The organism is Pseudomonas sp. JV245A (assembly GCF_032424515.1).
Taxonomy (GTDB): Bacteria; Pseudomonadota; Gammaproteobacteria; order Pseudomonadales; family Pseudomonadaceae; genus Aquipseudomonas; species Aquipseudomonas protegens.
Window position 1 is genome coordinate 1 of record NZ_VYKE01000541.1, and the last position, 459, is coordinate 459.

The following is a 459-nucleotide window of genomic DNA, read 5'->3' on the forward strand; positions in this document are numbered from 1 at the left end:
CCTGCTGATGACCCTGCCGAGCATCAGCCTGCCGTCGCTGCTGATGCTGCGCAAGGATTTCGATGCCCGGGTACTGGTGACCGTGGCCGTGCTGACCATGCTGGTGGGGATTGTCTGCGGGTTGATTGGTGCGGTGTTGTTGTAGGGCTGGAGGGCCCTTTCGCTGGCAAGCCAGCTCCTACGGTCGGTGGGGAGCTGCCCATGTAGGAGCCGGCTTGCCGGCGAAGGCGATCTCGCGGGCCCCTTCGCTGGCAAGCCAGCTCCTACGGTCGGTGGGAGCGGCCCTGCAGGAGCCGGCTTGCCGGCGAACGAATCAGCGCGGTGAGCGCTGGCGCAGGTAATCGAGCACGGCGCCGTGCTCGCCGCTGAACTCGATCCGCGCGCCCTTGCTCTCGCGCTGGAAGGCGTACATCGGGTCGTAGTATTCACCCAGCAAGCCTTCGATCCAGGCCCGGTGCC

Annotated in this window: 2 pseudogenes; one reads left to right on the forward strand and one right to left on the reverse strand. The window is 66.7% G+C overall.

Annotated features, from left to right (window positions below):
* A pseudogene (locus tag F6S12_RS32920) lies at window positions 1-145 on the forward strand (permease); the annotation flags it as partial.
* 168 nt (window positions 146-313) lie between these two features.
* Here the strand turns inward: F6S12_RS32920 and F6S12_RS32925 are convergent.
* Window positions 314-459, reverse strand: a pseudogene (locus F6S12_RS32925) (tRNA 2-selenouridine(34) synthase MnmH); the annotation flags it as partial.